Genomic DNA, 20,855 nt, shown 5'->3' with positions numbered 1-20,855 from the left:
AACCCATCAATTGCAATGCACTGAGACAACCATGAGATTACAAGACGCAAAGCCCAAAGCTGGCTCTCAAAAACGTCGCCGTCGCCTTGGTCGTGGGGTTTCTGCCGGACAAGGAGCTAGTTGTGGCAAAGGAATGCGCGGTCAAAAATCGCGTTCCGGTGGCAGCACCAGACCCGGATTTGAAGGAGGTCAAAACCCCCTCTATCGACGACTACCTAAATTAAAAAGCTTTCCTCTGGTCAACCGAAAACAGTACACTACCATTAATGTGGGTCGTCTGGATTCTCTGAGTGTCAACAGCGAAGTAACTCTATCCTCTCTCATTGCGGCCGGAATTATTACTACTGACCGGGGACCGCTCAAGATTTTGGGAGATGGAGAACTAAATGTAGCACTTCAGGTTAAAGCAGCAGCCTTCACCCAAAGCGCTCGATCTAAAATTGAAGCAGCCGGGGGAAGTTGTGAAGTCTTAGGAGCCAGAAACACCAGCCCGGAAGGTTAAGCATTAGCTTGCTCTGTACATTCCCAATAGTGTTTTCAAGAGGTAGTCCTTCATGGTCGTCAGTCGAGAAAAAACGCCAACTGCACAGGAAACATTCATGCAGATGGCTCAGGCTGCTGGTTTACGGGGTCGTATTCTCGTAACCATTGGTCTGCTCATTCTAGTTCGTTTGGGCGTGTTCCTGCCTATCCCAGGCATTGATCGGCAAGCATTTAGCGAAAATATTCAAAACACCCCCTTTATCGGTTTTCTGGACCTATTTTCCGGGGGTGGATTTTCAGCCCTGGGTATTTTTGCTCTGGGAATTCTCCCCTATATTAACGCCTCCATTATCATGCAGTTGATGACGGCGGCTCTCCCCACTTTAGAAGATTTGCAAAAAAACGAAGGGGAAGCCGGACGGCGGAAAATATCCCAAATTACCCGCTATGTGGCCTTGGGTTGGGCTATCTTGCAAAGTATTGGTATTGCCATTTGGGTCAGCCCCTTTGCTCAAAACCCCAATCAACCACAGTTCATAGTCATGGCTGAAGTAGTCCTGGCTCTAGCTGCTGGGTCTATGTTTGTCATGTGGGTATCGGAACTGATTACAGAACGGGGTATCGGTAATGGCGCTTCCCTGCTCATTTTTATCAACATCGTAGCGGTTCTACCCCAATCATTGGGCAGTACCATTGAATTAGCTCAAAGTGGTGATAGCGCTATTGTAGGACGAGTTGTGATCTTGTTATTGATTTTCCTAGCAATGATTGTTGGGATTGTTTTTGTACAAGAGGGAACCCGTCGTATTCCTATTGTTTCCGCCCGCCGACAAGTGGGTCGCAAACTTTATCGCGAAAAAAGTAGCTATCTACCTTTGCGTCTAAATCAAGGCGGGGTGATGCCGATTATCTTTGCTTCGGCAGTTTTGATTCTTCCGGCTTCTATCTCCCAGTTTGCTAATAATCCGGTTCTGGTACAAATTTCTACTTATCTGAGTCCCGGAGGACCTGCTCCTTGGCTCTATATTGCCTTTTACTTGCTGATGATTCTGTTCTTTAGCTATTTCTACGCTTCTTTAATTATGAATCCCGTAGATATGGCTCAGAACTTGAAGAAAATGGGAGCTAGTATTCCCGGAATTCGTCCAGGTCGCGCCACCAGTGAGTATATTGAGCGGGTTCTGAATCGCTTAACCTTTTTGGGAGCGGTTTTCTTGGGTTTAGTAGCAATTATTCCTACTGTAGTCGAAAGCGCTACCAGAGTTCCTACTTTCCGAGGCTTTGGTGCTACTTCTCTACTGATTCTGGTCGGGGTTGCTATTGATACCGCCAAGCAGGTTCAGACCTATGTAATTTCTCAAAGATATGAAGGGATGGTGAAAAAATAATGCGGGAATTGATTTTTTTGGGGCCGCCTGGTTCGGGAAAGGGAACACAAGCGGCTCGTATGGCTGAGATTATGAAAATTCCTCACATTTCTACTGGAGAGATTTTGAGGGATCATGTCTCTAAGCAAACTCCCCTGGGTCAACAGGCTAAAACCTATATGGATCTGGGTGATTTGGTTCCGGATCAACTGATTTTGGATATGGTGACTCACCGTTTATCAGAGCCTGATGCTGAAACGGGTTGGATTCTCGATGGGTTCCCTCGTAATGTCAGCCAGGCTCAGTTTGTCCAAGAGCATTTGTTGTCGGTTGATGAGAAAACGGGCAAAATTCCAGATAAAGATCACGTCTGGGTCATTAATTTAGAGGTTCCAGATGATGTCATCCTGAAACGATTGCTGGTGCGAGGTCGTGAAGATGACCATGAAGAAACGATTTTACATCGCCTTCAGGTTTATCGGGAACAGACGGCTCCCTTGATTGAATTTTACAGCAGTCGTAACCAACTGCATCATATCAATGGCGATCGCACCATGGAAGAAGTAACCGATAGTTTAAAAGAGGTAATTACCAGCTAATCATTGGCATGGAGAATCCAGGTTCACCAATCTGGGCACCAAATCTCCCCCCGGCGGTTCCCATCGTGGCTTAGTCATTTGTGTTGATGACATGGATGATTACCAGATTTTGATAAGATATGTTAACACGCTCAGGCCCTAGCCCGGACGCTATTCTGCCTGGTTGGATGATTTTAGTCGCCTACTGGGGGGTTTATTTACCGAATTGAGGAACTAACAGTTTGTCTAAACAAGACTTAATAGAAATGGAAGGAACTGTTACCGAGTCCCTTCCCAACGCTATGTTTCGAGTCGATCTCGATAATGGTTTTAATGTACTAGCACACATTTCGGGTAAAATCCGGCGCAACTACATTAAAATTCTACCGGGCGATCGCGTCAAGGTAGAATTAACCCCCTACGATCTCAGCAAAGGTCGGATCACCTATCGACTGAAAAAGAAATAGGTTCCCCTCATAGCTGAATCGCTCCAGGTTGATTTACCTCAATCCTGGCTAAAAATTTTTAGCCTGTGGTATAATTAAGAATTTGTTGTAAACTACTATTAGTAGTTAGTGTCGTTCTATATAGCGTTAGCATCCCCCTGTAAAAACCAGGCTGGTCAACAGCCATGTTTCCGGGGAACTAAGTTATGGACAATAGTTGAATTTCCTAGGGGATAGGGGGGTCGCTAATCTCAAGCACTAAAACCTAAGAGTTAAAAATCAACAAGGGGACTACCTGCGCGTAGGGCTGAGTTGTCAAATAATACTCTGGGGAAAGTACCGCCGACCAGTAACACCATAGTAGCGAAGTAACTTTGTGCTGAAAACAGCCTAAATCAGGCTAACCATAGAAAGATACAGCACCTCTGTCTTTCTTCCCCAGTAGGGTAAGGCAAATTCATGAGCCATAAAATTGTAATCGGCCAGCTAAATCTAGTGGTTTCCCAACTCCCATGAGGTTGACATGAAAGTTAGAGCATCAGTGAAGAAAATTTGTGAAAAATGTCGCGTCATTCGCCGTCGAGGGCGAGTGATGGTGATTTGCTCGAATCCCAAACATAAGCAAAGACAAGGATAGTGATGATGAAGGTAGTGAAGTGCGTCAGAGAGGCAGAATGCACGCAGATTCAATGATTATTAATTGGTCTGGCGCACCCTACCCATATTAACTGTTGATGTCTATTGTACACAGAGGGAAGAAAAGCAAAGTAGCGGGAAAGCTAAATTAAGTATCCCACTAACCCAAGCCAGTGATACCCTCGTCAAACGCACTTAATGGCTGTTATGATGGCCGCGCGAGGCGGCTCAGTCACTAAGCTAGGAAGTGTGAAGTTAGCCTTCACGGTCTGATCACTGGCAGGATTAAATAGAACAACTCGGCACTGTAATTAATTTTGGCACAGCACGATTATTAGGGAGAAAAAAACGTGGCACGGATAGCCGGAGTAGACCTTCCACGCGATAAGCGTGTTGAGATTGGTCTGACCTATATCTACGGAATTGGATTATCTCGCTCCAAAGAAATCTTAGCGGAGACGGGTGTCAACCCCGACACTCGGGTTAAGGATTTAACTGATGCGGACGTAGCAGCTTTACGTTCTGTAATCCAAACTAACTACCAAGTAGAAGGAGACCTGCGGCGCTTAGAAGCGATGAGCATCAAGCGTTTAATGGATATTGGTACTTATCGTGGTCGTCGTCACCGAATGGGATTACCGGTTCGGGGTCAGCGGACGAGGACGAATGCCAGAACCCGGCGTGGAGTTCGCCGAACTGTAGCAGGTAAGAAAAAAGCCGCCTCCAAGAAATAGTCTATGGAGAGGCTTTCCATGGGCCAACTGTATTAATCAATTATTCAGTAGGCAAGTTAATCAACTCAATAGGTCGTTAAAGAGACAACTATGGCGCGACAAACTAAAAAAACTGGACCAAAAAAGCAAAAACGGAATGTCCCCAACGGGGTAGCTTACATTCAGTCTACGTTCAACAACACAATTGTTAGTATTACGGATCAAAATGGGGAAGTAATATCTTGGGCTTCCGCCGGGTCTACAGGATTTAAGGGAGCGAAAAAAGGAACTCCCTTTGCAGCCCAAACAGCGGCTGAAAGTGCTGGCCGTCGAGCGTCCGACCAAGGTATGCGCCAAATTGAAGTAATGGTCAGCGGTCCTGGATCAGGTCGAGAAACAGCAATTAGGGCATTGCAGGGAGCGGGACTAGAAATTACTCTCATTCGTGATGTCACCCCAATTCCTCACAATGGTTGTCGTCCCCCCAAACGTCGTAGGGTGTAAAAAAGCCTGGTGGCGTGCGCCCAAACTAAAGCCGTAACAGGTTTTGAAAAATGAGAAGTTACATCCCCGATACTTTTCATTTTTCATTGGTAATGGGTTAGGTCTAATTTTTGGGGTAAGAGTCGAACGGAGGTCAATCGGTGGCGCAGTTTAAGATTGAGTGTATTGAATCCAATATAAGCACTGACCGTAGTCAGTATGGCAAATTTGTCCTGGGACCGTTAGATCGTGGCCAGGGAATAACCGTTGGAAATGCACTAAGGCGGGTGCTGCTGTCAAATTTAGAAGGGACTGCCATTACAGCGGTCCGAATTGCTGGCGTTAACCACGAATTTGCAACGATTGAAGGGGTTCGGGAAGATGTCCTAGAGATCATGCTGAATTTGAAAGAAGCAGTTCTCAAAAGCCATACCTATCAGAAGCAAATTGGCCGTCTCTTGGTGCAAGGTCCAGCAACCGTAACAGTCGGCCATTTTGATTTACCCTCGGAAGTGGAGGTGGTCAATAAAAATCAATATATTGCTACCTTATCCCCGGGGGCAACTCTGGAGATGGAATGTCAGATTGAAAAGGGGACAGGGTATCGAGCGGTTGATAGACATCGGGATGATTCTGCGGCTTTGGATTTTCTCCAAATTGATGCAATTTTCATGCCGGTACGGAAGGTAAACTACACTGTAGAAGATGCCCGCGATGGTGGATCTTTGGAGAAAGATCGGCTGACGTTGGAAATCTGGACGAGTGGCAGTTTGACTCCCCAAGAAGCGATCAGTCAAGCGGCTGCGATTTTGGTGGATCTATTCGGTGCCCTGAAAGATATCAACCTAGAATCAATTACGAGCGATCAAAGGGATGATATCGATCCTACCAGCCAGATCCCGATTGAGGAGCTACAACTTTCGGTTAGGGCTTATAACTGCCTAAAACGAGCGCAAATCAACTCGGTGGCGGACTTACGAGATTATACAGAGGAAGATCTCCTAGAGATCAAAAATTTCGGTCAAAAGTCTGCTGAAGAGGTGATCGAAGCTCTCCAAAACCGCCTAGGAATTACTTTACCTAAGGAGCGAGCAGCTAAATCTTGAGTAGGTGAGTGCCATAGAAGGTCACGGCTCGAAATGAGTTGTGAGTGCCTGTTTATGGCTGGTTTCGGAACTAAATCTAAGTAACTTATCTAAATAATTTGTCATGCGTCATCGTTGTCGTATTCATCAACTTGGTAAACCTGCGGACCAGCGAAAAGCCCTTTTGCGATCGCTGACTACCGAACTCATCCGTCATGGTCGTGTAACTACGACGAAAGCACGAGCTAAAGCTGTGCGCTCTGAAGTAGAACGGATGATTACTCTAGCTAAAGATGGAACACTCGCCTCTCGTCGCCAAGCGATGGGCTATATCTATGACAAACAACTGGTTCATGCGTTGTTTGAAGGAGCAGCCCAGCGCTATGGCTCCCGTAAAGGGGGATATACTCGCATTGTGCGAACGGTTCCTCGCCGGGGAGATAACTCGGAAATGGCAATCATTGAGCTGGTTTAAGGCGATTGTCAGGGAGCCGGTGACTCAAGCTGAACTCAAGGGAAGGCGGATTGTCAATGACTGATAAACAGCGCATTGCTCTGATTATCCAATACGATGGAACCCACTTCCACGGATGGCAACGGCAACCCAATCAGCGCACGGTTCAGGAGGACATAGAAACAGCTATTGGCAAGGTTTTAAAGCAGGAGCGAGTCCCCCTCCATGCAGCAGGTCGCACGGACTCTGGAGTTCATGCAGCAGCCCAGGTGGCTCATTTTGATGCCCCAGCCCATATTCCTGCCTATCGGTGGGCAACCATTCTCAATAGCCGATTGCCAGCGGATGTCCTGATTAGGGCATCGGCTCCGGTAGCGAAGGATTGGCACGCCAGGTTTGACGCTCAATGGCGACGCTATCGCTATAGCCTTTACACGGATGCTCGACCTAACTTGTTTATCCGTCGGTTTACCTGGCACTACTATCATCAGCGGTTGGATGAAAGCCTAATGTTGGCAGCTCTCAAACCATTACTGGGCTATCACCATTTATCAGCATTCCAACGAGCTGGTTCTAGTCGCCCCCATGCTTGGGTGGATGTCCAGGATGTGCAATGTTGGCGGAGCGAAGCATTTATTCATATTGAAGTTCAAGCGAGCGGATTTCTGTATGGAATGATGCGATTACTGGTGGGGCTGCTGGTACAGGTGGGGGCGGGGGAGCGATCGCTAGAAAACTTCCAAGATATCTGGGTCAACGAACGTCGGGAAATTGTCAAATCGGCAGCCCCTCCCCAGGGGTTGTGCCTACTACGGGTAGGCTATCCGAATTTCCCCTTTACTCCTGATATCTGGTTCGATACTTTTCCTAAATTTATCCTAGGAAAAACTGAACCACAATCACCATTAACTTAGGAGAACTGCAAGATCATGATGACTAAAACCTATCTGCCGCCGGTTGACTCCATTGAACGAAAATGGTACGTCATTGACGCGGCGGATCAAAGACTGGGCCGCCTGGCTACAGAAATTGCTCAAATCATTCGTGGCAAAAATAAACCCACTTACACCCCCCACATGGATACAGGGGATTTTGTAATCGTGGTTAACGCTGACAAAGTGGCAGTAACTGGCAAAAAAGGGGAGCAAAAAATCTATCGTCGCCACTCGGGTAGACCGGGAGGGATGAAGACAGAGACTTTTGATCAACTGCAAAACCGAGTCCCGGAACGAATTATTGAGAAAGCAGTTAAGGGAATGCTCCCCAAAAATGCTTTGGGCCGCCAACTATTTACGAAGCTAAAAGTTTATTCTGGTCCGACTCATCCCCATCAGGCTCAAGATCCTGAAGTGCTGAAAATTGACACAATTCCCACAGGAGGTAAATAATGCAGGCTATAGATACAGGTAAGGCAGTTTACTGGGGTACAGGTCGCCGGAAATCAGCGATCGCTCGTGTGCGTTTAGTTCCGGGCAGTGGCCAGGTAATTATTAATGGTCGCGAGGGCGAATCGTATCTGCAATTTAACACGAGCTATCTTTCAGCTACTAAAGCACCCCTAGAAACTTTAGGGCTAGAAAATGATTACGATGTTCTGGTAAATGTCCAAGGTGGGGGTCTCACAGGTCAAGCGGAGTCCATCCGCTTAGGTGTGGCTCGTGCTTTATGCGAGTTAAGTCCTGATAATCGCCAACCACTGAAAGCAGAAGGCTATTTAACCCGTGACCCTCGCGCTAAAGAGCGGAAAAAATACGGCTTGCGGAAAGCTCGCAAGGCTCCCCAATACTCGAAACGCTAGAGAGTTTTGGCTATCAATCCAGACTCAAGCGCGATCGTGTAAACTATCCTAGACAGGGGGTGGTAATATTGCCCATCCCCAGGTGGGTGCAGAATCTCAATTTATTAGGTTTTGTGACTCAGCCTGTCGCGAGCCAATTATGGCTATAATAGAAAGAAAGTAAAATTTGTTGATTTTGACTTGGTAGCTTAAACCATGCCTAAACCTGATATTCATCCCGAATGGTATCCAGAAGCTGAAGTAATCTGTAACGGCGAAGTCGTTATGAAAGTTGGTTGCACACAGCCATCACTGCACGTTGATATCTGGTCTGGAATCCACCCATTCTATACTGGAACTCAAAAGATTATTGACACAGAAGGACGAGTTGAACGCTTCCTGCGTAAGTATGGCATGATTGATGAGAGTCAAGCCACAGGAACGGAAGCGGATCAATCGAAAAAATAGCCGGGTTGTCGATTGTTTGTCGTCTGTTGTCCGTAGCGTCTGACTACTGGCAACCGACCGATTTTTGGTTTCCGGTTTATCCCTAATATTTAGCAGTGTAAAATAAGTTGTAAACCACCATTAAGTAAGGGTTAATGATGGTGATGGAGGTAATGCCAACGCCTAATTATCGAATATTTAATGATGTAAATCACCCACATTTACCGATAATTTTGATGGTAAAAAGCTGCAAAATTCCGATATTTAAGATATCTTTATACCCGGGGTTCAAGACGGAGACAAAGACAATTTAAGCTAAATTATGCTTCGACAACCGACTACTAACAAGAGGCAACCGAACCGCCATGGCAGAAACTTATTTACTAGATAAACTCAAATCCGTTGAGCAAACCTTTCAGGAGTTAACTTTACGATTAGCAGATCCTGAAATTGCGACAGATCCTGATGAATTTCAACGGGTAGCCAAAACTCGGTCTTCCCTGGAAGATGTGGTTAATGCCTATCAAGATTGGAAAACAACTCAGACGGAGTTAGCCGGGGCCAAACAAATCCTCCGAGAGACGGGGAATGATCCTGAACTCAAGGAAATGAAAGAAATGGCAGCTTTGGAGGTAGAAGAACTAACCACGAAGTTGCAAGAGTTGGAAACACGCCTGAAAATTCTCCTGCTACCCCAAGATCCTAATGATGATAAAAATATCATGTTAGAGATTAGGGCAGGTACTGGCGGCGATGAAGCGAGTATTTGGGCGGGGGATTTGGTGCGGATGTATTCCCGCTATGCTGAAACTAAAGGTTGGCGGGTAAGGCTACTGAGTGAGTCCCTGGCTGATATGGGGGGATTTAAAGAGGCGATTCTGGAAATTCAAGGCGCGCGCGTTTATAGTCAGCTTAAATTTGAAGCGGGAGTTCATCGAGTCCAACGAGTTCCTGTAACGGAAGCAGGTGGGAGGGTTCATACTTCCACAGCAACGGTGGCAATTATGCCAGAAGTTGATGATGTGGAAGTGCAAATAGACCCGAAAGATATTGAGATGACTACGGCTAGATCCGGAGGTGCAGGTGGTCAGAACGTAAACAAGGTGGAAACGGCAGTTGATTTGTTCCACAAACCGACGGGTATTCGGGTATTCTGTACGGAAGAACGCAGTCAGCTAAAAAACCGGGAACGGGCTATGCAGATTTTGCGGGCTAAGTTATACGAAGCTAAACTGCGGGAACAACAGGATGCTGTGACTTCCATGCGGCGATCGCAGGTGGGGACAGGTTCAAGGTCGGAAAAAATCCGCACCTATAACTATAAGGATAATCGGGTGACAGACCATCGTCTGGGTCATAATTTCTCGTTAGCCCCAGTATTAGAAGGGGGAATAGGAGATTTGATCCAAGCGTGTATCATTCAAGATCAACAGGAACGATTGGCACAATTAGCAGAATCAACTGCTCCTGCATCTGTATAATAATGGCGATCGCTATTTTATGATTGGGGAAAGAAACCGGGTTGATGTGAGAGTTTTTCGTTTCTGATCAAAGATTTAACCAAGAAACCCGGTTTCTAGTTGGGGGTTCTGCGATCGTGTTACGGGAAGCAGAGTTGAGTGGAAAAACAGCACCATTACTTCCGAGATAGCAAACAGTGCAGTCTGATGTTGAGAAATGGCTAAAAACAAACTCAAACTGATGGTAGTTGATGACGAACCCGATAACCTCGATTTGCTGTATCGGATATTTCGCCGCGAATTTCAGGTGTTTCGAGTAGATAGCCCAACGGCGGCTTTACAATTACTGGAAACTGAAGGGGAAATGGCGATCATAATTTCCGATCAGAGTATGCCAGAAATGACCGGACTTGAGTTCCTCAGTAAAACTGTGGCCCGTTTTCCCGACACAATTCGGATTTTGCTGAGTGGATACTCCCCAGAAACCCTAGAAGCATCCGGCGAAAATTTAGAGGCGGCGCAATTGTTTCAGTGTATTACTAAACCGTGGGACCCCACAGTGTTTGAGGCTACCATTAAAGATGCTAAAGCAGTTTACCAGCAGCGACAAGGTGCAGAAAATCCATAAACAACCAAGGCCTAATTTGATCACGTTTGGCCATGACTCCAGAAATGGTTGATTTTTGTTAAGATCCAATGCGGGTATGTAATTTTTGGCTTTGATGACAGTGTAGGGGGGTGATGCCATATCTTTCCAGGAAATGGATCTACGGTCGAACCTATCCTTACACGATTTCCTGACCCCACCCTTGAACATATTTTCGTCCTAGGAGACTGTTGATGCTGCGACTAGAACATATTAGCAAAATCTATCCCACAGGTACTATTCTTAAAGATATTAACTGGGAAGTTAAACCGGGCGATCGCATTGGTTTAGTGGGGGTAAATGGGGCGGGAAAGTCTACCCAACTTAAAATTATAGCCGGAGAAGTTGAACCCACATCCGGGGAAGTTATTAAGCCATCAAGTCTACATATCGCCTATTTAACCCAGGAATTTGAAGTTGATCCGGCGCGCACCGTCCGAGAGGAGTTTTGGAGGGTTTTTAATGAGGCTAACGCTACCCATGCAGCTTATGGTGAAGTTCAGCGAGAAATGGAAACGGCTGATCCGGATCGCCTGGATGAATTAATCCATAAATTGGATAAACTCCAACGGAAATTTGAATCCCTTGATGGCTACGGCTTAGAAGCTAAAATTGAGAAGATTTTACCAGAAATGGGGTTTGACTCGGAAGATGGCGATCGCTTAGTTAGCGCCTTTAGTGGTGGCTGGCAAATGCGTATGAGTTTAGGTAAAATTCTTCTGCAAGAACCAGATTTATTACTACTGGACGAACCGACAAACCACCTCGACCTAGAAACGATAGAATGGCTAGAAATTTACCTGAAGGGTTTAACTACCCCCATGGTAATTGTTTCCCATGACCGCGAGTTTTTAGACCGTCTCTGTACTCAAATTGTCGAAACCGAACGGGGAGTTTCTCGGACTTATTTGGGTAACTATTCCGCCTATTTGCTACAAAAGGCGGAAGCTGAGGCTGCTCAATTAAGCGCCTATGAACGTCAGCAGAAGGAACTCGAAAAACAACAGGAATTTGTCGAAAGATTTAGGGCGAGTGCCACCCGTAGTACCCAAGCAAAAAGCCGCGAAAAACAGTTAGATAAAATTGAGAAAATTGAGGCTCCTACAGCTTCTTTAAAAACGCTGAAATTCCACTTTCCAGAGGCTCCCCGTAGTGGCCGGGATGTGGTTAAAATTCAAGATTTGGTGCATACCTATGATGAGAAAATCCTGTTTTTGGGGGCAGAACTGCTAATTGAAAGAGGCGATCGCGTAGCTTTTTTGGGTCCTAATGGTTGCGGTAAATCTACCTTGCTTCGGATGATTATGGGGCTGGAAACCCCCAGCGAAGGAAGTGTATCTCTAGGAAAACATAATGTGATTCCGGGTTACTTTGAACAAAATCAAGCCGAAGCCTTAGACTTGACCAAAACAGTTATGGAAACTATCCATGATGAAGTTCCCGACTGGAAAAATGAGGAAGTTCGCACCCTCCTCGGTCGGTTTTTATTTAGTGGTGAAACTGTCTTTAAAAAAGTGGGTTCTTTGAGTGGTGGAGAAAAGGCGCGGCTGGCTTTGGCTAAAATGTTGCTCCAACCTGTGAATTTGTTGATTTTGGATGAACCAACTAATCACTTGGATATTCCGGCTAAGGAAATGATGGAATCAGCTTTACAGGAGTATGAGGGAACGGTTCTGCTGGTATCCCATGACCGTTACTTTATTTCTCAGGTGGCCAATAAAATTGTGGAAATTCGTGATGGTGAGTTTCGGGTTTATCTGGGAGATTATCACTATTATTTGGACAAGTTGGCTGAGGAAAAAGAACAGGAACGACAAGCTAAGTTAGCAGCCGAAAAAGCCGCGAAAAAAGCAGCTAAGGCGGCTAAGGCGGCTCAGAAAAAGGCAGCGGCTAAGGGTAGATAGTTTTATAAATCTGTAATTCCCCCTAGACCAATTTAGGGGGATATCAAACTCGGCTTTCGGGTGTTTATTAATTGGGTGGGGTTGAAATTATGCGATCGCTCTGTCAGGTTTCCTCGCTTGAGTACAACTGAGGTTAAGTTATGTTAAATTGGGTCTGTTGTAGTGATTTTTACCTATGGTGGCGATCGCATTGGCATCCTACACTTCTTTTAGACTCCAAGGGGGTGCAACTAAACTGCTAATTTTGTCAGCAACCATTAGTGTGTCGTAACTATCGCCATCAATTGTAAACAAAATTCCATCCACCAGCAGCCTAGGCGAATAGTCCCGCAGTAATTGAAACAAACAGGGTGAAACTTTATGAATTTCCAGTTTCAGTGTTTTCATGTCGTTGCCTCACTTGATAGTTTAATGAGCCATTAACACCTATTATAATTGATCCCTATGGTTTTGGGGGATTCTTGGGAAAGTATTAGTAATACTCAATTCGGCTATCTAAATCAGCCAATAAATTAATCATATAATCACCTCAAACCACAGTTTTCATGGTATAATAGCGTTTTCGCCTCATCAGCTATTTACTATTTCAGGCAACTGTGAAAAAAGCGTGAAAAGCGACATAATTTAATATTACGCTTCCCTGGTGGACCTGGTATTGATCAGATACAACTGTGCTGGAATTGGTAAAAGAGCGATCGTAAAGGGAACTAAACTGGGTAAACTATAGGTATTCGGAGAAGTTGGGTGCGTTACACCACCACTCATGGATCAACTCTTAAATAGGGAATTCAGGGTAGAGGTAGGTAGCGCACCATTTTTATTAAACTAGACCCCTCGTGTCATGAATACTGTCTTACTGGTTGAAGACTCCCTCACCCAAAGGGAATGTCTCTCCTACCAACTAACCTGGAGTGGTTTGGAAGTCATACCCGCCTCTGATGGCTTGGAGGCTTTAGATAAGTTACAGCAGGTGTGTCCAGATGTGATTTTGTTGGACGTGGTGATGCCTAAGCTGGACGGCTACAAAACCTGTCGTTTGATTAAATCCAACCCTGACACTCAAAATATCCCCGTTATATTTTTAACCGGAAAAGAACAAAATCTAGCCGTGTATGAAGGCATTAAACACGCCGAAGCCTATGTCAGTAAACCCTGGCGACCTAAAGAACTTTTGCAGACGATTAAATGGGTGACAGTTGCTGCTAAATCTCAACCCACAGTTAATTCTGCTCAAGCCTGGTTCAACTATTTTTTCTTAATTGTCAAGATTATTGATGTCTGTTTTATCTCTAAAGGTAAACCAGATAAGTATGCACTCCAAATAGTTAAACTTTATCAGTCGGCAATTCAAGCCCTTGAACATACCCTAACATTCAATCCTAATTATCCTCAAGCGCGTCAATATTATCGGATAATTAATCATAGATATAAACTTTTTACTAAAGAATTGCAGGCAAATCATTCCTGCCAAATATGTCACTATTTTTATGGGCAGGATGGCATCAATTGTGCAGTGCATCCTCAAGGATCAAAATCTGATAGGTGTCCTGATTGGGAATTGTAGGGGCGTAAAATTTACCAGGATTAAATTGAAAAATCCCCAAACTTAGCCCCACCAACTTTACATATTTTCTGGCAGTTGTATTAGTTCACTCATCGCTTTTTCGAGTTCGCTCATGAGAGACCTTTTATCTGTGGCTATTCTAGCATAACAATCCGGCGGTGCCAACTCCGGCTGGAAATAAATTAACTTAATCCGATTTGGACTAATGCAAATCATCAAAACTTCTATCTCTGGTTTATATCCGTCGATAATTCCCAGGATTTCCTGTAATTTATTATCCGCATTTTGGTTAAGGAGTTCAATGGCTGATTTCGGACAAAAAACAAAGTGAGGAGTTGGCTTGAGGTCAATACCTAAAGTTCCCTGTTCGCTTTCCCCTTCTAGGTGAACTCCCCAAGCTAAGGCGGCTAGTTGCGGATGGTGATTTTCCACAAAGTGATCGAGTTGTTTTTGCCAGCCATTTTGATCTACAGGGGTGGGGGTAATATTCATGGGACTAGAATTCCATTAATTTCTCAATCCATTGTATATTTATTCGTCCTAGGAGGGTATCCTAAGTTTTAGGGAATTGATGGTCACGCTTACATTTACAGTTACGCGGTTGCCCCAAATATTGATACTCCGCTTAGATGCTTGAGTATTTAACATAAAAAACCATAACTCATTCCCATTTCTATAACTCAACCGGAAAATTACGCCCACTAATTGTCCGGATCTATAGAGTGCAAGTTGAAAACGGAATTCAGCGCGATCGCTATTCTGTTTAGCTATTTAAACTTACCCATTTTGCACCCATGAGTTTTACTGCCTTTGAATTTGAAGACGTTAATTTTAATCCGGATCTTCAGTCAGATACTACGGGAATTTCTCCTGATCCGATTTCCACAGCAACTGGTATTCAGGCGCAAAATTCCATAACTGTCTTAACTAATGGTCAAATTTCATCAGAACCCACTGATAACTCGGATTTTATCCTAGGTACAGAATTCGATGATATCATCTTTGCTTTAGGGGGAGATGATACTATCTATGGTTTAGATGGCGATGATATTCTTGGTGGAAATGAAGGTAATGATTTCTTACATGGAAATCAGGGTAATGATACCCTCTATGGCGGTCAGGGGGATGATACCCTTAGAGGTGGTAAAGGCAATGATGTGCTATTTGGTGATCTGGGTGATGACCTCTTATTTGGCGATCGCGACAATGATACATTATTTGGAAATCAAGGTAATGATACCCTCTATGGCGGTCAAGGGGATGATCTCCTCTACGGTGGTCAAGGGGATGACTTATTATTTGGCGATCGCGGAAATGATACATTAATTGGCGATCAGGGTTCTGATACTCTCACAGGTGGAGAAGGAAATAACTGGTTTTATCTGGGTTTGAATACGGGAGGATTTACCCCTGACCGCAGCAATTTTATTATGGATTTTGATATTAATAAAGACTCTATTGGTTTATTAGATAATCTTACTTTTGCATCTTTAAATATTTATCAAGGTGCCGGTATATATGCGACCGATACAATTATTCAAGACCGCGCTACTAATGAGTTTTTGGCGATTATTAAAAATGTAAATAGCGATGGTTTCAAGGCTACCATCTTCCCTTCAGATGAACCTACACCGACACCGGAACCCACACCAGAATCGACAGTTTTACCAACTCCTGAACCGACTCCTGAGCCGACTCCTGAACCCGAACCAACTCCTGAACCAGAACCGGAGCCGGAACCTGAACCTACTCCTGAACCGGAGCCGGAACCTGAACCTACTCCTGAACCAACTCCCGAACCAGAACCGGAGCTGGAGCCAGAACCAGAGCCGGAACCCGAACCCGAACCGACTCCTGAACCGGAGCCGGAACCTGAACCCGAACCAGAACCGGAGCCGGAACCTGAACCAACTCCTGAACCCGAACCCGAACCGACTCCTGAACCGGAGCCGGAACCTGAACCCGAACCATTACCGGAACCTGAACCCGAACCATTACCGGAGCCGGAACCGACTCCTGAACCGGAACCAACTCCAGAACCCGAACCCGAACCGACTCCTGAACCAACTCCAGAACCGGAACCAACTCCAGAACCGGAACCGGAACCCGAACCCGAACCAACTCCAGAACCCGAACCCGAACCGACTCCTGAACCAACTCCAGAACCGGAACCAACTCCAGAACCGGAACCGGAACCCGAACCCGAACCGACTCCTGAACCAACTCCCGAACCAGAACCGGAGCTGGAGCCAGAACCAGAGCCGGAACCCGAACCCGAACCGACTCCTGAACCGGAGCCGGAACCGGAGCCGGAACCAGAACCGGAACCCGAACTTGCAGTTGTAGGGTTTACTATGGAGGAAATAGAAGTTGTTGAAAGTGACGGTAATATTATAATTACAGTCGAAAGAACAGGAGACACAAGTAGTACAGTAACTGTAGATTATGCGACAGTAGATGATACAGCGATCGCCGGAGAAGATTACATCGCTAGTAGCGGAACCCTAATTTTTTCTCCAGGTGAAACCATCCAAAATATTGACATCCAGATTATCGACGATAATCAAGTAGAAGATACGGAACAATTTAGGATTGTGCTGAGTAATCCTACTGGTGGTTTAACTTTAGGCGATCGCGATTCAATAATCTTGAGTATTATTGATGACGATGTAGAGCCGTCAGTTATCGAATTTAGTGATGCCGTTTTCAGTGTTAATGAAGATGGTACACCTATCTCCGAAATTACGGTAATACGAACTGGTGAAAGTATTGGCGAAATTAGTGTTGATGTCATCCAAACTGATGGAACAGCTACCGCTGGGGAAGACTATATTAATACTCCCATTACCATCACTTTTGCCGATGGAGATACCACACCGAAAACCGTCACAATTCCTATTATTGATGATGACATCTTTGAACCAACAGAAACCGTGATTCTGAGTCTGAGTAACCTGACAGGAAGTGCGAACTTGGGAACCCAAGAAACCGCTACTCTGTTCATTGTTGATAATGACTCTACCAATAACTTACAACTTGAAAGCGCAACCTATCTAGGAACACCTGGAAATGATAGTGCTAATGCGGCGGTTATTTCTCCTGTAGATTCGGCTATTATCATTGCTGGAAACTTTGACGGTGTGGGTCAGATTAAACGCTTGGAGGATGGAAATACAGAACCTTTATCAATTACCAACTTAGGAGGAAATGTCCGACATCTTGATGTAGACCGAGACAGTGGAGAAATCGTGGCTGTGGGTGATTTTGGCATTCGGGTTTATGATAGTACGGCGGCAAATATCTTGTGGTCAGACACGGGAATTTTTGACCGAGTTTCTATTGCTAACAATGGTACTATTGCTACCCTAACTAATAGTAGCGATACGGTGACTCTGTGGAGTTCGACAGGAACCCAACTGGCTACTACTACCCTGACCGGAACTGATATCCGTCCCGCAGATATTGCTATTGACCCCAATGGCGATCGCATTTTTGTCACCGGATTTAATCAAGTCACTAGCAACTTACAAACCCCATTTTTACGCGCCTTTGATACCGGATTAAATCAACTCTGGAATACCTGGGATTATAGCGCCTCTCAAATCACCGGACAGAATTTAGGTGCTGATACCCGTGGAGAACGAATTACCTTTGGACAAGATGGCGGACTCTATTTCCTCGGAAAAACCGATGGCGGAAATAACGTCTTTCAAAGGGATGGTCAAGACATCACCCAAAACCTATCAACTATGGTGAATGTTGATCAATTTAATAGCTTTTCTGGCGCGGGTGCTGGTTCCTTTACTTTTCATGCTAAAATAGATCCCAATAACGGAGATATCGAACGCGGTCAATTTATTGTTACCCGCACTGCCACTGGTGCTAATAGTTTTAACCCCAGCTCTATTACCGCTGATGAATTTGGACAGGTCTATATTGGTGGTTCTTCCGCATTCCAACTCCAAAATCGCGGTGATAAAACTATTAACGGTCAACCAGTAGGAAACTACACCTTGGGAGAAATGGCGGTTTTGGGACTTTCTCCAGATTATACAATCAGGAGATTCTGGAATCCACTAACCCAACCTGGTGACAATGGCTCAAGAGGAACTGTTAATGCTTTTACGGTTCGCAATGGTCAAGCCGTGATTTTTGGCACAGTTACTCAACCTGAGGTTTTCACGACTCCCACAGCTATTAACCCTAATGCTTTGGGTGGAAATGATACCTACTTAGCTACCTGGAGGGTTTAGTATAGAGTAGGTAAAATTGGGGGAAAATGAGGTGATGTCAGCACTATTAATTAATGTCTGACACCCTCATGATTTAACCCTAATCTGATTGAAGTAACAAACAGATAAAGCCTTAAATGAGAGGTAAATTTAGCTGGTATAAACCAGGTTTTTGTCTGGCTAAACTAGCCCATCAGTTTTGCCGATGAGATGTTGACAAATTACCTAAAATGTGATATATAGGGTTTGTGCTTGTGTGAGCATAAGTTGATTGAAAAAGCGATCGCATCTCATAGTCAACAATTCCCCCATAGCTTAGGCTTGATATGGGGGGGTTGATCATCTCCCAGAGGGATATGGTTAGTAAAATTATTAATTAATTTCCCGGTTGTCCCTTGCCTTTGGAGAATCGAGTTATAATCGAGTTGAGGCTGTAGAGTTTTGACTATCTAAAGAGTGATGGAAGATAAACTACTACGGGGATTAAAAGTACGGTTAGCGGCAATTTTCTGATAATATTCACGCTCGCGCGCAGTAAGTTCATCAGGTGGCACCACCAATAACTTGACAAACTGATCACCACGTCCGCCGCCCTTTGGTTTCGGCCAACCTTTCCCCCTCAGTCGGAGAGACTGTCCAGACCGAAGCCCAGGGGGAATATTCATTTTGACCATACCATCAGGAGTAGGAACCTGAATAGAGGCTCCCAAAACCAACTCATCGGGAGTTATGGGAATTTCGCAGATCAGATTATCGCCATCCAACTTAAAAAAATTGTGGGGTTGAATATCGACAATCAAATATAAATCTCCCCGTTGCTGGGTATAGGGATCAACCTGTCCTTGTCCCCGTATTCTAATCTTACTTCCCGGCTTCACCCCTGGCGGAATGGAAACCTCACCACCAGCCATACGGCGCTGAGTACCGTGGAAGGCTTCACTAAGAGTCAATGTCACCTTAGTCTCAAGATTAGAACCACCCGGAGAGGAAGAGGAAGAAGTAAAATCCTCAAATCCACCATAACCGGGTGATTTGGACTGATTGGTGCGATAGGAATAGCGACTACCAGCGCCCCCAGGACTTCCCGCCGCGCGTCCTAATAGACTATTGATAAACTCATCAAAACTAGCAAACTGGCTAAAATCAAACCCACTGACATCAGGATTATTAGCACTATTAGTAGTTCCCGACCAACCGGAGTTTCCGGCTTGATGCCAATATTGACCAAAGCGATCGTACTTTTGGCGTTTTTCGGGGTCAGAGAGTACCTCATAAGCCTCATTAACCTCCTTAAAGCGGGTCTCCGCAGCCTTATTACCGGGATTCATATCTGGGTGATATTTACGAGCCAATCGGCGATAGGCTTTTTTAATCTCATCGGCGCTAGAATTTTTAGTTAAGCCGAGAACCGAATAGTAATCTTTATAATCTGTCGTCGGCATTATCTACTCTCCTACTGTTCTCATTTCGTGCTTTTGGGTGCGTCCGCACAATAACTTGGGTCTGAAAATTCACTCTAATTCGATCCAGCCTAGCAGAGTTACGTCCTGTTAGCAAATTAACTGAATATTGCTTGACAATACTCAACAATCAGTCTAAGCTAGATAAGTACACAACAAGCGAGCTAAATGCCGAAATATACATCACCGAGTGAAACGGCTCAATACTTTGGTGTATGTTTACATACTTTAAGAAGATGGGAAAAAAACGGCAAAATTCAAGCGCTCAGGACACCATCAGGGCAGAGACGATATGATATTGCCTCCTACACGGTCTCATCAAACGAGAGAACGCAACGGGCAATTATCGCTTATGCCCGCGTTTCAAGTCGCGGACAAAAAGCAGACCTCGCGCGCCAAGTTGCAAAGTTACTCGAGGTCTACCCCAACGCCGAGCTCGTCACTGATATCGCCAGTGGTCTTAATTTCCAAAGAAAAGGACTTAGAGCCATTTGGGAGCGAGTCCGTAAAGGCGATGTCGGATTTATAGCATTAGTCAAGGTGGTTAGGACGCAGCTTTGAGAACGGAATCCATGGCATCATGGAGAGAATCAAACTGCTCAATACAATGGCGAATGCGGGCTTTCAACCACGACCAACATTTCTCTATCTTGTTGAGGTCTGGCGAATAAGGTGGTAGATAGAGCAAACGGCATTGAGCCGCCTCCACTAGCTCAGGAATCCGTCCCCCTTTATGAAACGTTGCATTGTCTAGCACTAGAGTCTGACCTGGCTTCAGTGTTGGAATTAAGATGAACTCCAACCACAACTCAAACACTGTCCGATTACAACAACCCTCAAAGCTAAAGGGGGCTAAGAGTTGTTGATGACACCATGCCGCAATCATGCTCACCCTGCCCTGCCTCTTCCCGGATTTGAGGGCATGGAAGCGTTGTCCTTCCTCACAGTAACCATAAGGATAATCCGAGTCTTGACTATTGATGCCAGCTTCATCGAGGTAAACCAACTCTTCCGGCTCCATATGTTGAATCTGAGCAATAAACGCCTCTCGCTGTTGCTTCCAACGTTCTTGGTAGCCGTAAGTTTTTTTCTGGTGAAGCCAATTTTCTTCAAGGCTCTG

General features: G+C 45.2%; 23 protein-coding genes and 2 pseudogenes. 20 read left to right on the top strand and 5 right to left on the bottom strand.

What is annotated here, in order from left to right; genetic code table 11:
- The first annotated feature begins 31 nt into the window (after positions 1-31).
- The 16 genes from rplO to ACTIE0_RS04895 all read left to right on the top strand — a co-directional run bounded on the left by rplO (position 32) and on the right by ACTIE0_RS04895 (position 12,479).
- Positions 32-502 carry a 50S ribosomal protein L15 gene (gene rplO / locus ACTIE0_RS04970; protein ID WP_006621328.1) on the top strand — a complete coding sequence of 157 codons (471 nt, stop codon included), beginning with the start codon at positions 32-34 and terminating at the stop codon, positions 500-502.
- Positions 503-554: 52 nt separating this feature from the next.
- Positions 555-1,871, top strand: coding sequence for a preprotein translocase subunit SecY (gene secY, locus ACTIE0_RS04965; protein ID WP_006670293.1), 1,317 nt, complete (start codon positions 555-557; stop codon positions 1,869-1,871).
- Positions 1,871-2,449 (top strand): adenylate kinase, encoded by a 579-nt coding sequence (locus tag ACTIE0_RS04960; protein WP_006621326.1) that lies wholly within the window; start codon positions 1,871-1,873, stop codon positions 2,447-2,449. The genes secY and ACTIE0_RS04960 overlap by 1 nt, the downstream gene beginning before the upstream one ends.
- A 221-nt stretch (positions 2,450-2,670) precedes the next feature.
- A complete protein-coding gene (infA, locus tag ACTIE0_RS04955; protein WP_006618080.1) occupies positions 2,671-2,895 on the top strand; it encodes a translation initiation factor IF-1 in 225 nt (74 codons plus the stop codon).
- Between the two features lie 502 nt (positions 2,896-3,397).
- Positions 3,398-3,511, top strand: coding sequence for a 50S ribosomal protein L36 (gene rpmJ / locus ACTIE0_RS04950; RefSeq protein ID WP_006618079.1), 114 nt, complete (start codon positions 3,398-3,400; stop codon positions 3,509-3,511).
- Between the two features lie 349 nt (positions 3,512-3,860).
- On the top strand, positions 3,861-4,244 hold the full coding sequence (rpsM, locus tag ACTIE0_RS04945; RefSeq protein ID WP_006621324.1) for a 30S ribosomal protein S13: 384 nt from the start codon (positions 3,861-3,863) through the stop codon (positions 4,242-4,244).
- 90 nt (positions 4,245-4,334) lie between these two features.
- Positions 4,335-4,727 (top strand): 30S ribosomal protein S11, encoded by a 393-nt coding sequence (gene rpsK, locus ACTIE0_RS04940; protein WP_006618077.1) that lies wholly within the window; start codon positions 4,335-4,337, stop codon positions 4,725-4,727.
- Positions 4,728-4,867: 140 nt separating this feature from the next.
- Positions 4,868-5,812 carry a DNA-directed RNA polymerase subunit alpha gene (locus tag ACTIE0_RS04935; protein WP_006621323.1) on the top strand — a complete coding sequence of 315 codons (945 nt, stop codon included), beginning with the start codon at positions 4,868-4,870 and terminating at the stop codon, positions 5,810-5,812.
- 103 nt (positions 5,813-5,915) lie between these two features.
- Entirely contained in the window at positions 5,916-6,266 is a 351-nt protein-coding gene (gene rplQ, locus ACTIE0_RS04930; protein WP_006621322.1) for a 50S ribosomal protein L17, read from the top strand.
- Between the two features lie 56 nt (positions 6,267-6,322).
- Positions 6,323-7,159 carry a tRNA pseudouridine(38-40) synthase TruA gene (truA, locus tag ACTIE0_RS04925; RefSeq protein WP_006621321.1) on the top strand — a complete coding sequence of 279 codons (837 nt, stop codon included), beginning with the start codon at positions 6,323-6,325 and terminating at the stop codon, positions 7,157-7,159.
- A gap of 15 nt (positions 7,160-7,174) precedes the next feature.
- Entirely contained in the window at positions 7,175-7,633 is a 459-nt protein-coding gene (gene rplM, locus ACTIE0_RS04920) for a 50S ribosomal protein L13 (RefSeq protein WP_006621320.1), read from the top strand.
- Entirely contained in the window at positions 7,633-8,043 is a 411-nt protein-coding gene (gene rpsI, locus ACTIE0_RS04915) for a 30S ribosomal protein S9 (RefSeq protein ID WP_006621319.1), read from the top strand. Before rplM ends, rpsI begins: the two co-directional genes overlap by 1 nt.
- A 195-nt stretch (positions 8,044-8,238) precedes the next feature.
- On the top strand, positions 8,239-8,490 hold the full coding sequence (gene rpmE / locus ACTIE0_RS04910) for a 50S ribosomal protein L31 (RefSeq protein ID WP_006621318.1): 252 nt from the start codon (positions 8,239-8,241) through the stop codon (positions 8,488-8,490).
- Between the two features lie 344 nt (positions 8,491-8,834).
- A complete protein-coding gene (gene prfA, locus ACTIE0_RS04905) occupies positions 8,835-9,950 on the top strand; it encodes a peptide chain release factor 1 (protein WP_006670290.1) in 1,116 nt (371 codons plus the stop codon).
- 196 nt (positions 9,951-10,146) lie between these two features.
- Positions 10,147-10,557, top strand: a complete 411-nt coding sequence (locus ACTIE0_RS04900) for a response regulator (RefSeq protein ID WP_006621316.1) — start codon at positions 10,147-10,149, stop codon at positions 10,555-10,557.
- Between the two features lie 212 nt (positions 10,558-10,769).
- Positions 10,770-12,479 carry an ABC-F family ATP-binding cassette domain-containing protein gene (locus ACTIE0_RS04895; RefSeq protein ID WP_006621315.1) on the top strand — a complete coding sequence of 570 codons (1,710 nt, stop codon included), beginning with the start codon at positions 10,770-10,772 and terminating at the stop codon, positions 12,477-12,479.
- Between the two features lie 198 nt (positions 12,480-12,677).
- On the opposite strand, the gene ACTIE0_RS04890 is transcribed toward ACTIE0_RS04895, so the two are convergent.
- Complete coding sequence (locus tag ACTIE0_RS04890) at positions 12,678-12,866, bottom strand: hypothetical protein (RefSeq protein ID WP_006621314.1); 189 nt, start codon at positions 12,864-12,866, stop codon at positions 12,678-12,680.
- A gap of 454 nt (positions 12,867-13,320) precedes the next feature.
- Here ACTIE0_RS04890 and ACTIE0_RS04885 point away from each other — a divergent pair, with 454 nt between their 5' ends.
- Entirely contained in the window at positions 13,321-14,043 is a 723-nt protein-coding gene (locus ACTIE0_RS04885) for a response regulator (protein ID WP_006621313.1), read from the top strand.
- 57 nt (positions 14,044-14,100) lie between these two features.
- On the opposite strand, the gene ccmS is transcribed toward ACTIE0_RS04885, so the two are convergent.
- Positions 14,101-14,535: a beta-carboxysome assembly chaperone CcmS gene (gene ccmS, locus ACTIE0_RS04880; RefSeq protein WP_006621311.1), complete on the bottom strand. Its 435-nt coding sequence runs from the start codon at positions 14,533-14,535 to the stop codon at positions 14,101-14,103.
- Positions 14,536-14,837: 302 nt separating this feature from the next.
- On the opposite strand from ccmS, the pseudogene ACTIE0_RS25010 reads away from it, so the two are divergent.
- Positions 14,838-15,419: pseudogene (locus ACTIE0_RS25010) on the top strand (calcium-binding protein); the annotation flags it as partial.
- A gap of 161 nt (positions 15,420-15,580) precedes the next feature.
- Here the strand turns inward: ACTIE0_RS25010 and ACTIE0_RS25005 are convergent.
- The gene (locus tag ACTIE0_RS25005; protein WP_488193802.1) at positions 15,581-16,399 is read right to left on the bottom strand and encodes a hypothetical protein; all 819 of its coding nucleotides are present in this window, start codon (positions 16,397-16,399) and stop codon (positions 15,581-15,583) included.
- Here ACTIE0_RS25005 and ACTIE0_RS25000 point away from each other — a divergent pair.
- Positions 16,287-18,296, top strand: a complete 2,010-nt coding sequence (locus tag ACTIE0_RS25000) for a Calx-beta domain-containing protein (RefSeq protein ID WP_488193801.1) — start codon at positions 16,287-16,289, stop codon at positions 18,294-18,296. The two genes, ACTIE0_RS25005 and ACTIE0_RS25000, sit on opposite strands and share 113 nt — an antisense overlap.
- A gap of 428 nt (positions 18,297-18,724) precedes the next feature.
- Here ACTIE0_RS25000 and ACTIE0_RS04870 read toward each other — a convergent pair whose 3' ends face one another.
- Positions 18,725-19,717, bottom strand: a complete 993-nt coding sequence (locus ACTIE0_RS04870) for a DnaJ C-terminal domain-containing protein (RefSeq protein WP_006621307.1) — start codon at positions 19,715-19,717, stop codon at positions 18,725-18,727.
- 186 nt (positions 19,718-19,903) lie between these two features.
- On the opposite strand from ACTIE0_RS04870, the gene ACTIE0_RS04865 reads away from it, so the two are divergent.
- On the top strand, positions 19,904-20,296 hold the full coding sequence (locus tag ACTIE0_RS04865; protein ID WP_439516852.1) for a recombinase family protein: 393 nt from the start codon (positions 19,904-19,906) through the stop codon (positions 20,294-20,296).
- Here ACTIE0_RS04865 and ACTIE0_RS04860 read toward each other — a convergent pair.
- Positions 20,280-20,855 (bottom strand): annotated as a pseudogene (locus ACTIE0_RS04860) (IS630 family transposase); the annotation flags it as partial. The gene ACTIE0_RS04865 and the pseudogene ACTIE0_RS04860 sit on opposite strands and share 17 nt — an antisense overlap.

It is taken from the genome of Limnospira sp. (genome assembly GCF_051859755.1).
In the GTDB taxonomy this organism is placed as follows: Bacteria; Cyanobacteriota; Cyanobacteriia; order Cyanobacteriales; family Microcoleaceae; genus Limnospira; species Limnospira fusiformis.
This window is presented reverse-complemented; position numbering and strand designations above follow the sequence as displayed.

Bases quoted from the DNA above. Each gene is read 5' to 3' on its own strand.
- rplO (WP_006621328.1), top strand. From the start codon at position 32: ATGAGATTACAAGACGCAAAGCCCAAAGCTGGCTCTCAAAAACGTCGC.
- secY (WP_006670293.1), top strand. From the start codon at position 555: ATGGTCGTCAGTCGAGAAAAAACGCCAACTGCACAGGAAACATTCATG.
- ACTIE0_RS04960 (WP_006621326.1), top strand. From the start codon at position 1,871: ATGCGGGAATTGATTTTTTTGGGGCCGCCTGGTTCGGGAAAGGGAACA.
- rpmJ (WP_006618079.1), top strand. From the start codon at position 3,398: ATGAAAGTTAGAGCATCAGTGAAGAAAATTTGTGAAAAATGTCGCGTC.
- rpsK (WP_006618077.1), top strand. From the start codon at position 4,335: ATGGCGCGACAAACTAAAAAAACTGGACCAAAAAAGCAAAAACGGAAT.
- rplQ (WP_006621322.1), top strand. From the start codon at position 5,916: ATGCGTCATCGTTGTCGTATTCATCAACTTGGTAAACCTGCGGACCAG.
- truA (WP_006621321.1), top strand. From the start codon at position 6,323: ATGACTGATAAACAGCGCATTGCTCTGATTATCCAATACGATGGAACC.
- rplM (WP_006621320.1), top strand. From the start codon at position 7,175: ATGATGACTAAAACCTATCTGCCGCCGGTTGACTCCATTGAACGAAAA.
- rpsI (WP_006621319.1), top strand. From the start codon at position 7,633: ATGCAGGCTATAGATACAGGTAAGGCAGTTTACTGGGGTACAGGTCGC.
- rpmE (WP_006621318.1), top strand. From the start codon at position 8,239: ATGCCTAAACCTGATATTCATCCCGAATGGTATCCAGAAGCTGAAGTA.
- prfA (WP_006670290.1), top strand. From the start codon at position 8,835: ATGGCAGAAACTTATTTACTAGATAAACTCAAATCCGTTGAGCAAACC.
- ACTIE0_RS04900 (WP_006621316.1), top strand. From the start codon at position 10,147: ATGGCTAAAAACAAACTCAAACTGATGGTAGTTGATGACGAACCCGAT.
- ACTIE0_RS04895 (WP_006621315.1), top strand. From the start codon at position 10,770: ATGCTGCGACTAGAACATATTAGCAAAATCTATCCCACAGGTACTATT.
- ACTIE0_RS04890 (WP_006621314.1), bottom strand. From the start codon at position 12,866: ATGAAAACACTGAAACTGGAAATTCATAAAGTTTCACCCTGTTTGTTT.
- ACTIE0_RS04885 (WP_006621313.1), top strand. From the start codon at position 13,321: ATGAATACTGTCTTACTGGTTGAAGACTCCCTCACCCAAAGGGAATGT.
- ccmS (WP_006621311.1), bottom strand. From the start codon at position 14,535: ATGAATATTACCCCCACCCCTGTAGATCAAAATGGCTGGCAAAAACAA.
- ACTIE0_RS04870 (WP_006621307.1), bottom strand. From the start codon at position 19,717: ATGCCGACGACAGATTATAAAGATTACTATTCGGTTCTCGGCTTAACT.
- ACTIE0_RS04865 (WP_439516852.1), top strand. From the start codon at position 19,904: ATGCCGAAATATACATCACCGAGTGAAACGGCTCAATACTTTGGTGTA.